Raw genomic sequence first — 11,057 nt, forward strand, 5'->3', positions numbered from 1 at the left:
TGACTTGTTGATAAATAAGAACATAAAGCATAGGTTTCTTTGTGGACGTCCATTCCGATTGTGATTATAATAGTTTGCATATTGATGTGGCCTATCTTTGCATGTGGTAATGCATGCGGTTTGTTTTTTTCTTATAACCACTTTAATGCTAAATCCACGATCTTGCAAATTCTGAGGTCACATCATATTGTTTACATAAGGTTCTTAATATTTCACCTACACTTGCTCTATATTGATTGTAAATAATCTTTCTTCTATACTTTGGTGTAAATACTATATGGTACTTGCACATCCATTTTGTATGTGACAAACTGTTTGTTTTATTTGCCATTTATTATTACCTCGTTTTCTATTTATAGTTTTGGAGTAGCATTCAAATTCTATAATAAAACGAGGTTTTTGTATAACTTTTGCTACCCACCCGCATAGCAGGTGGTTTTTTGTTCCAAAAGCTCTTATTCATCGCTTTGGGAACGAGCTAAAGCTCATAACATAAAAGAAAGGATGGTAGATACCACCCTTTCTATTTAGTAATATATTGATAAGGTTAATTTTAGTTATAACCTAACATTGTTGCTAATGCGATAGCTACAGCACCAATTACAGTCCACCAACAAAATAGAGGTAACATGAATTTTAACCATTTTTCATAAGGAACTTTAGCAACTGCTAATACAGCCATTAAAACACCAGAAGTTGGAATAATTGTGTTAGAGAAACCATCACCCCATTGATAAGCTAAAACAGATACTTGTCTTGTTAAGCCAACAATATCAGCTAAAGGAGCCATTAATGGCATAACAATAGCAGCTTGTCCTGAACCTGATGGAACGAAGAAGTTAAATACTAAGTTTATTAAGAACATAAATACTGAAGATAAAACAGTAGGTAAAACTAATAAAGGAAGTGATAATCCATGAATAATTGTATGAATGATATTACCTTGTGTTAGAATATAAGAAATAGCTGTTGCAAACCCAATAATTAATGTACCATAAGTAATATTTTTACAACCTTTAACAAAAGATGTAGCAACATCATTAGGATTCATTCTTGCGATTATTGCACAAATTACTGCAGCAATTAACATAATAGCTGCCATGTGGTTGTTACCCCAACCCCAGTTTAATGCACCATATGTATAAATACTAAATACTACAACAACATCAGCTAAGATTAAACCTGTTTGAAGAGTAAATTTACCTTGTTCAGCTTCATAACCGTCTGACCAAACAATTTCATCTAATACAGAATTATCAATATTTTTTTGAAGTTTTCTAGAATATCTTAGAGTATAAGCAATTGCAACAACAGTAACGATAGCCCAAACAATTACTCTTAATCCAATACCTGATAATGGTTCAAGTCCTGCAATGTTTTGTGCTAATTGTAATGTAGCTGGACAGAATGGAGATGTTGTAAATCCACTATAAGCACCAATGTACATAATAGCTACTGCAACAACTGGATCAAGTTTAAGTTTTTTTGCCATAAATGCACCCAAAGGAATAAATGCAATCGAGGCTACAACAACAATACCTAAAGCACCTAGTACTGACATAATTGCCATAACAATCGGAATAACTAAAAATGGTTTATCACCAAATTTATCTACTAAAGCTGAAATTGAAACACTTAATGCACCAGTGTCATCAATAACTTGGAAAGCACCACCAATTATAAAAATCAAAAATATAATTGTAGCACCTTGTTTCATACCTAAAGGAATAGATAGAAAAACATCCATAAATGATGCAGGATTACTATCCACATAATGGAAAGAATTAGGATCAACAACCATTCTTCCAGTAGCAGCATTTTTAATTAAATCATATTGTCCTGCTGGTAAAATATATGTACATATTGCAGCAATTACTATGAAAATTGAAATCAGAACATAAGTGTTAGGCATCTTAAACCTTTTCTTATTCGCTAAACTATTTGAACCCATATTACACTCCTTTTGTTACTTAATGGGGGTTTTGGGTATAAAATACCCTGAAGATATAAGAAAATACCATATAAATAGCAAACAATATTATGACAATACAAAATACAGGATAACTTTTATTTTATTTATAATTAATTGAATCTTTAAATATGGTAAATTCTTAATTTTAACTAAAATGCTGCATAACCACCGTCTATAGGGATGACTGCACCGTTTATATATTTCGCTTGATCAGAAGCTAAAAATAATACTGGACCAGCAATGTCTGTATCAGGATCTGCCCAACGTACCATAGGAATACGTTTAGAAATACCTGCAGTTTTTTCTTTATTTTGTCTTAATGGACCTGTTAATTCTGTTTCAACCCAACCTGGAGCAACAGCATTAACATTAAGGCCTTTAGCACCCCAAGCAATACATAGAGATTTTGTAATTTGAGCTACAGCACCTTTACTTGCTGAATAAGCAATAGAACTACCTGAACCAAAGAAGCTTAACATTGAAGCAAAATTAATAATTTTACCACTACCTTTCTTAAGCATTTCTTTTCCTGCTAATTTACACATGAAAAATAAACCACTTGCATTAACATTCATTACAGCTTCCCAGTCAGATAAAGGATAATCTTCACAAACACCACGTCTTGAAATACCAGCACAGTTAATTAGAATATCAATTTCTCCACCTAGTTTTTCTAAACATTCATTAAATACAGTTTCAATTTCATCTAATTTACTAATATCTCCAACAACACCGTGAGTTCTTTCTCCACTTGGATCAATACTAGCTGCAGATTCAACAACATGTTCTGTAATATCTAATAAAACAACGTCAGCTCCTGCTTCATAGAATTTCTTTGCTACAGAAAAACCCATTCCTCTATTAGCACCAGTTACTAGAGCTTTTTTACCACTAAAATCAAAAACACTCATATAATTCCTCCATTTTATTTTAATAAATAATCAATTAAAATCTTATTGATACTTCCCTGGATCATCGATAAAATTTTAAAAATTCTTCAAAAAAAAAGAGAGCAATTGCCTAATATTATCATAGACAATTACTCTTCTCATCTCTCTCAGTAATTCTGATTCTAATCCTATAATGGAAAATCCAAGTTGTCAATATTTTTTTTATTACCAATTTGTTTCACATTCATATTTTACCACTAATAAGATAAGTATATCAAATTTATTATATATACATTTCCTTATAGGATAACAAAATAAAATATTATATTACAGATAAATATATATTTTCATTTTTTAGAAAATTACTTTTTTTTCAACTAAAATATATATTTTTGGTAAAATTTCTATTAAAAAAAAATAGTTATTTTACTATCATTTATAATTAATAACGGGTTTTCCCTTTTAGTAATTATTTCTTATTAAAATTAATGTAAGAACGATGTGAAAAAAAATTTCCAAAAAAAAAGTTGACATCATTAATTTTCTATACTAACATTTAGACATTAATTACTAAGAGTTTTGAGAAGAGTAATTGCTTGCGGGCAATTCTCTTCTTTTTTTTTACTTTTTTTAATTTACTAATATTACAAATAACATGGATGTCGGATATTACTAGAGAAATAGATACACGCTAGTAATTCTAAACAAAACAAATTGTATTAAATTAGTTTTATTACTTTTTAGAGTGAATTTAAGTTATAAATATAACCTTCCCTGGTTAAATTTACTTTTTTAAATTAGAAATAAGAGAAATACAAATCTATAAAAAATAAGTTTGAGGAAATCAAATGAATGATAAATACATAATAGGAATTGATGGAGGAACTCAAAGTTCTAAAGTTGTTATTTTTAACACTAGAGGTGAAAAAATATGTCAAGCCTCTGAGAAACTAAAACCTTTATACATGCCAGCATTTGGAGTTGCTGAACACCCTGATGATGATTTATGGACTTCCATAATTATCGCATCTAAAAAATGTATGGCTAAATTCCCATATGATAGAGCCGATATTATAGGAGCTGGAGTATGTACCATTCGTTGTTGTGGCGTTGTATTAAATAAAGACGGCAACCTAGCACAACCTGCAATGAACTGGATGGATAAAAGATTATCAGCTAAATATGATCATGCAAACAAAGACGCAAGATATATAACAACGACAACAGGATATACTTGCTACAGATTAACAGGGAACCATTATGACACTGCTGCAAACCTTACCGGACCATGGTGGCCAATCGATAAAGATAATTGGAATTGGTTTGAAGATAAAGAGAAGTTTGATTCTTTTGGTGTTAAAAGAGAAATGCTTTTTGACTTAGTTAATCCAGGAGACACAGTTGGAACAATAACCAAAGAAGTTGCTGAATTAACAGATATACCTGAAGGTCTTCCTGTAGTAATAACTGCTAATGATAAAGCTGTTGAAGGATTGGGAGCAGGATTAAATAAATCTAATATCGGATTAATCTCACTTGGCACATATATTTGCCCAATGATTTTAGGTGAAGGTAATAGAACTGATCTTAAAGGTGCTTTTACTAACATGGCTTGTATCCCACACAAATACCTATATGAAAGTAAAGGGATAAGACGTGGTATGTCTACAGTATCTTGGATTAAAGATTTAGCTGGAGATGGACTTGTTGCTGAAGCTGAAGAACTAGGAATTGCTCCTGAAGAATTATTGAATAGAGAAGCATCTAAAATACCTGCTGGTACATATGGTTTATTTACTATTTTAGAATGGTTAGGAAAACCTAATGAAATATATAAAAGAGGTATTATGATTGGTTTTGAAGGACGTCATGAAAGATCTTCAATGTATAGATCTATTCTTGAAGGTATAGCAATGACTTGTAAAAACCACATGTCTATAACATTAGATGATTTGGGAAGAAAAATAGACACGTTAATCATTTCAGGTGGTGGTTCAAATAGCGATTTATTTATGCAAATTTTTGCTGATGTCTTTGGTATCAAAGCTGTTAGAAATGAAGAAAACGGCGCTGCAAGTATGGGATCTGCAATAAGTGTAGCTGTAGGTTTAGGTGTTTATAAAACTTATGACGAAGCTATTGAGAAAATGGTTAGAATAACAGACTCTTTTGAACCAGATTTAGAAACTCATGAATTCTATACCAAGATAAACAAAGAAGTCTACAGTCAAATAACTAAAGTAACAGATCCAATATTAAAAAAATCATACGAAATTTTTCACTAAAATAAGGAAATTAAAAATGTCAAAATTAAATAGAAACGAAATCGTAGAAAGTCTTAAAAAAATTACATCAGAGAGCCAAGTTGTAACAACATTAGAAGTACTTCAAGAATGCTCAGCTGATAGATTTAGAAAAGTTGAATGGTATTTCGACAAATATACACAACCATTACCAGCTGCAGTTGTTTATGCAGAAAACAAAGAAGAAATATTAAAAATAATTGAATTCGCTAATGAGAATGATATCAATGTTGTTCCTAAAACTGGTGGTTCTGCAACTGAAGGTGGATTAGAAACTGTTGTAGAGAATTCTATTGTGCTTGATGCTTCTAGAATGAATAAAATCATTGAAATAAATGAAACAGATATGCAAGTAACATGTGAATGTGGTGTGCCACTAGAAGATTTAGAGAACAAACTTAGAGCTATGGGTTATACAACCGGGCACTCACCACAATCTAAACCAATTGCTATGATGGGTGGATTAGTAGCTACAAGAAGTATCGGCCAATTCTCAACAAAATATGGTGGAATTGAAGATATGGTTATTGGTTTAGAAGCAATATTCCCAAATATTGGCTTAGTCAAAATTAAAGATGTTCCAAGAAGAGCTGCAGGTCCAGATATTAGACATATCATAATTGGTAATGAAGGAACTCTTTGTTTTATCACTGAAGTAGTAGTAAAAATATTTAAATATTATCCTGAAAACAATAGATATTTTGGCTATTTATTAGACGACATGGTTACAGGTCTTAATGTTTTAAGAGAAGTAATTACTACAGGTTATAATCCATCAGTTGCAAGATTATATGATGAGGATGATGCATCAAGACACTTCTCACAATTCAGTAAAGGAAAATGTGTTGTTGTATTCATGGCTGAAGGCCCTAAAGCATTAGCAGAAGCTACAGCAAAAGGAATTCTAGATGTTGTCTCAAAAATACCTAATACTGAAGCTGTTGATCCAAAAATTATTGAAAATTGGTTTGATCATCTAACTTGGGGTGTTGATGTATTAGAAGCCGAAAGAAAGAGAACAATGGATACTATGAATTCAGTAAGTACAACTGAGATTTCTGGTAAATGGAGTATTATACCTCAAATTTATAAAAATGTTATGAGAAGAATTCCTGAAGAAGTAGAAGATATTACATATTTAGCAGCTCACTCATCTCATAGTTATATTAATGGTACTAACTTATACTTCGTATACAGACATAATATTAAATGTACACCTGAAGAAGACATTAATAAATACCACATGCCTATTAAAAAAATTATAGTTGAAGAAACAATTAATGCAGGTGGTTCAATGTGTCACCACCACGGTGTTGGTAAACATAGATCACAATGGATTAAAGAAGAATACACATCATCTTATCCATTACTTGAAACATTGAAGAAAAGTTTTGATCCAAATTATATAATGAATATGGATAAAATCATCCCAATGAAAGAGTTAAAAAAATAATTAATTCAACTTCCCATTCTCATCTGAGAGTGGGAAGATTATCTTAATTTAAAAGGATTATTTTTATGAACATAGCTGTTTGCTTTAAAGTTGAACCAAAGTTAGAGACAATGCAGAAAGATGATTGGATTGTAAATAATAATAAGGTTGATACAAGTTTTTTAATAGATGAAATAAGTTTAATAGATGAAAGTGCATTAGAAATTGGATTGAGAATTAAAGATGAAAATCCCTCTACCATATTAAAAGCAATAACTGTTAATAAAACTTCTACATTAATCAAAAATTTATATAGTCTAAACTATGATGAAATAATTCAAATAAACAATGAAGAAGAGATCAATTTCTATCCTGAAATTGCAGCTAATTTAATTGCTGCTTATTTAAAAAAATTAGATGAAAAACAAGATATAATAATAATGGGACAAAAAAGTTTAGTTGGTTATAATTCTAAAACACCATATGTATTAAGTGAATTAATTAATTATCCATGCATATCCGAAGTTACAGAAATTAAAGTAGATAAAGAAAATAATACACTAATTGTTCAATCAAATTCAGATTTTGGAAATATGATACAAACTGTTACTCCACCTTGTATTTTATCCTTAGGTAATGTTCAAAATTCTTATTTAAGATTACCTACTCTAAGAGAAAAATTAAAAGCTAAAAAGAAAGAAGTTACTAAAATAGAGGTGAATAAATTAATTGATAATTCTCTATTAAAAGCAATTAAAGAAAATTATGAATTAATAGAATTATCAAAGGTAAATACTGATAGAGAAGGAATCATAATTGATGGTGATAATATGGCATCTAAAGTTACTACTCTTTTTAGAGATTATTTAAAGGATAATTTATAATGACAAGTTGTATAATATTAAATGGTTGTTCCCCTGATTATAAAAGCCAAGCATTAATAGTAAATAGTGTTATTAACAATCCTGATAATGCTATAATTATATATGATGATAAAAAACAAAGAGAGCAATTAATATCACTTTGTCCATCTAAAAAAATTCACTTAATTAGGATTAACACCTTTGAAAATGAAGCGGTATTAAATTTATTAGCAGAAAAACTTAACTATGATTTAGTTATTTTCCCTCCTAATATTTTTGGGACTATGGCTAGTGTAAGACTTGGAGAAAGACTCAAAGGTTCTTCCCTTACAAATGTAGAGACTATTGATAATGAAGGATATACAAAAAAAGTATATTCAGGCTATATGAACATGAAGTTTAATCTTCATAATAAACCAATCTGTATTTCTCTAGATAAAAGCATAAAAGAAAGTGAAATAGTTGAGGAAGAAGAAAAAACTATAACTGAAGAAGTTATTAACTTTAATAATAAAAATTCATTCATAAAAGAAATAAGAATAAAAGACATACAAACAGACCAATTAAAAGACAAAGATTTAGTGATAGCAATAGGAAACGGTATAAAAAGCGAGAGCGAATTAAATAAAATAGCATCAATTGCTTCAAAATTTGGTTTTTCATATGGAGTATCAAGACCTATAGCAATGAATGGTTTTACTAAAATGGATAAATTAATTGGAGTATCAGGTGCAATAATAAAACCTAAAATTTGTATTGCAATTGGAGTTTCAGGAGCCCCAGCTTTTTACCAAGGGATTGAAAAATCAGAAAAAATAATAGCAGTTAACACAGATAAAGACTCATTAATATTTCAGCAAAGTGATATTAAAATTATTGGTGATTATAAAGAATTTATAGAAGAACTAGAAAAAATAGAGAGAGAAAATAATGATTAAAGATTATGAAGAAAAGTATAGAGAATATTTAAGTGATGAAAGTAAATTAATAGGATCTGCAAAAAGTATTTCTTTCCCTAAAAACACTGATGAAATAATTAAGATCTTAAAAACAAACAAAGATAAGAATGTTTCAATTACAATTCAAGGTGCAAGATCTGGTATTGTTGGAGGAGCCGTCCCTAATAATAATCATATATTAAATACTCAAAAATTAACAAAAATAGAAAAAATTAGTGAAAATGAAATCTTTGTTGAAAGTGGAGTAACCCTTGATACTATAAACTCTTTTATTGAAAGAAATAACAATGATTACTTCTTTGCTGTTGATCCAACAGAAAAAACAGCAACAATTGGTGGAGTAATAGCTAATAATTCAAAAGGCCCGAATAGTCATTATTATGGAGACCCCTCAAAATATATTGAAGAAATCACTGTTATATATAGTGATTTAACAGTTGAAACGTTGACTAAAACAGATAAAAAATTCTTTACTTTCTTTGGAAGCGAAGGCATTTTTGGATTAATAATTAGCGCAAGAATTAAATTAATTAAAAAACCCGAGATTTCTTGGGGGATTTCATTCTTTTTCAATACAATCAATGATGTTTGTGGTTTTTCAAATGAGCTAAAAACTATAAAACCTATAAATACTGCAAAGATAGTAGCTGCAGAATTTATGGAAAAAAGTATCATTGAATTAATTGAACCTTTCAAAGAAACTATGAGTAATATAAAAGCAATCCCTAGTATTCCAAAAGGTAATAATCATCTAATATATGTTGAAATTCACAGTGATAGTGAAAATGATTTTGAGTTAATTGTAGAATTATTAATTGATTTAGCAATGAAATATAATTCTGATGTTGATAATGCTTGGGCAGTATCAGAAGCTAAAGATTTAGAAAATATAAGAAATTATAGACATGCTGCAGCTGAGTGCACCAATATGATTTTAGAAACTAGAAGAAAAGATATTCCAAACATAAATAAAGTTTCTCTAGATATAAGTATAAAAGAAGACTTTGAAACAACTTTAAATAGATTTAATAAAATAGACATAGATAAAGTTATTTTTGGCCATATTTTCTCATCTAATATTCATCTAAACTTTCTACCAAAAACGATAAATGAATTTGAAAAAGCTAAAATTATTGCTAAATTAATTTCCTTAAATGCCATAAATAATAATGGTATAATAATAAGTGAACATGGAGTTGGAAAAGTTAAAAAAGATATTTTTCTAGGCAGCTCAAAAACTGAAGATATAGAAAAAATAGTTACTACTAAAAAAATATTAGATAAAATAAACCTATTTAATCCTAATAATATTATATAAAAATTAACTTTTAGATGGTATTTTTTTAACTCGTAATACTCTTTGTTTTTTTATAGGAGCATCTAATTTAACATCCCAAATAGATGAATTTGTGGTAGCTATAGCAGTTGCACCTGATTTAAAGGCATTTCTAATCATATCCTTTTTACAAACTAAACCACCTGCAATAATAGGTATATCAACATGTCTATTTGTCCATTCAATAATTCTATCCCAACCAGGTACAATTTCAAGCATATCTGGTTTAGATTTTTTCAATTGAGCATACATATTTTTATATGAAAAAGAATCAATAAGAAAGAACTTATGAATAGTAATTAATCCATACTTCTTTGCTTCTAAGATTAATGCAGATTTAGAACTAATAATACCATCGATATTTAATTTTTGATATAAATATTTAATTACAATATCTTTACTAGAGAACCCTACTAATAAATCAACATTAACAAAAACAGTTTTACCTTTATTTTTAAGTTTTGTAATTATTTCTTCAATATTTAATAAATCACCATATAGTAAAAAAACAACTTCATGTTCGGATATTAAAACCTCAGATAAACCTTCATTATTTTTAATAGACGGAATTATCATTCCTTTCTTAATTAAATCCATTGTAGCTCCTAATAAACACAAAATTATATAAACAAACGTTGATTAATATTTAATGATATTCTAGTTGAAAAACAAAGAATTGTAAATAAATATTTTTTTATACAATTGAGGATTTTTTTGAGTAAAAGTAGTAGCATAAACTAATATTCTCTACAATATAAAGGAAATAAATCTATTCACCATATATATTTGATATTGCTAATATAAGTACTTCTTAATAAAAGCATAAATTAGCATATTAGTATTTGCTAAATGAAATATCTAATAAATAAACAGTTAATTCTTAATTAAATTATTCACATATTAAAGTTTACGTATTTCTTCTACATATATTTCAATAGTATTATCAGCAAAAATATTAAATTTAGGATTTGTAGTTTTAAAAATTAATTCATATTGTAAATTATCATCTAAACAAGTTGCATAATATATTTCTCCAACAGGTATCCCACTATAGTTTCCTTCTTCAATTTCTCTATATGCACCTTTCTTTAAATCTAATCTAAATTCTTTTTTAGAATTCTTATCTTTTACTATCATACACATTCCTCCTACCTATGTTTAATATTATAGCATATACTTTTTTCATATATAAATTAATTAACACAATACGATTATATGCGTATTAATTATAATTTTTTAACAACATAATTTTTGTATAAATATAATTAGTAAGCCAATAAAAAGTGATAGGAGAAAAACAAA

9 protein-coding genes and 1 pseudogene are annotated in these 11,057 nt (G+C 28.5%); 5 read left to right on the forward strand and 5 right to left on the reverse strand.

Features of this window, described 5'->3' with window-relative positions; genetic code table 11:
* Positions 1 to 178 precede the first annotated feature (178 nt).
* The 3 genes and pseudogenes from ACPKM0_RS09625 to ACPKM0_RS09635 all read right to left on the reverse strand — a co-directional run.
* Positions 179 to 331 (reverse strand): annotated as a pseudogene (locus tag ACPKM0_RS09625) (transposase); the annotation flags it as partial.
* Positions 332 to 553: 222 nt separating this feature from the next.
* Entirely contained in the window at positions 554 to 1,951 is a 1,398-nt protein-coding gene (locus ACPKM0_RS09630; protein ID WP_472475446.1) for a YfcC family protein, read from the reverse strand.
* 170 nt (positions 1,952 to 2,121) lie between these two features.
* Entirely contained in the window at positions 2,122 to 2,883 is a 762-nt protein-coding gene (locus tag ACPKM0_RS09635; protein ID WP_472475448.1) for an SDR family NAD(P)-dependent oxidoreductase, read from the reverse strand.
* Between the two features lie 827 nt (positions 2,884 to 3,710).
* Between ACPKM0_RS09635 and ACPKM0_RS09640 the strand changes: the two genes are divergently transcribed.
* The 5 genes from ACPKM0_RS09640 to ACPKM0_RS09660 all read left to right on the forward strand — a co-directional run bounded on the left by ACPKM0_RS09640 (position 3,711) and on the right by ACPKM0_RS09660 (position 9,737).
* Positions 3,711 to 5,147, forward strand: a complete 1,437-nt coding sequence (locus ACPKM0_RS09640; RefSeq protein WP_472475449.1) for an FGGY-family carbohydrate kinase — start codon at positions 3,711 to 3,713, stop codon at positions 5,145 to 5,147.
* A 16-nt stretch (positions 5,148 to 5,163) separates the two neighbouring features.
* Entirely contained in the window at positions 5,164 to 6,618 is a 1,455-nt protein-coding gene (locus ACPKM0_RS09645) for an FAD-binding oxidoreductase (RefSeq protein ID WP_472475450.1), read from the forward strand.
* Positions 6,619 to 6,683: 65 nt separating this feature from the next.
* Positions 6,684 to 7,481, forward strand: coding sequence for an electron transfer flavoprotein subunit beta/FixA family protein (locus tag ACPKM0_RS09650; protein ID WP_472475452.1), 798 nt, complete (start codon positions 6,684 to 6,686; stop codon positions 7,479 to 7,481).
* A complete protein-coding gene (locus ACPKM0_RS09655; protein ID WP_472475453.1) occupies positions 7,481 to 8,398 on the forward strand; it encodes an FAD-binding protein in 918 nt (305 codons plus the stop codon). Before ACPKM0_RS09650 ends, ACPKM0_RS09655 begins: the two co-directional genes overlap by 1 nt.
* Positions 8,391 to 9,737: an FAD-binding oxidoreductase gene (locus ACPKM0_RS09660; protein ID WP_472475455.1), complete on the forward strand. Its 1,347-nt coding sequence runs from the start codon at positions 8,391 to 8,393 to the stop codon at positions 9,735 to 9,737. The genes ACPKM0_RS09655 and ACPKM0_RS09660 overlap by 8 nt, the downstream gene beginning before the upstream one ends.
* Before the next feature lie 3 nt (positions 9,738 to 9,740).
* On the opposite strand, the gene ACPKM0_RS09665 is transcribed toward ACPKM0_RS09660, so the two are convergent.
* Both ACPKM0_RS09665 and ACPKM0_RS09670 read right to left on the reverse strand, forming a co-directional pair.
* The gene (locus ACPKM0_RS09665) at positions 9,741 to 10,352 is read right to left on the reverse strand and encodes a glycerol-3-phosphate responsive antiterminator (protein WP_472475457.1); all 612 of its coding nucleotides are present in this window, start codon (positions 10,350 to 10,352) and stop codon (positions 9,741 to 9,743) included.
* A gap of 303 nt (positions 10,353 to 10,655) precedes the next feature.
* A complete protein-coding gene (locus ACPKM0_RS09670; protein ID WP_472475459.1) occupies positions 10,656 to 10,892 on the reverse strand; it encodes a hypothetical protein in 237 nt (78 codons plus the stop codon).
* Positions 10,893 to 11,057 lie beyond the last annotated feature (165 nt).

The organism is Pleomorphochaeta sp. (genome assembly GCF_050031695.1).
GTDB lineage: Bacteria > Spirochaetota > Spirochaetia > Sphaerochaetales > Sphaerochaetaceae > Pleomorphochaeta.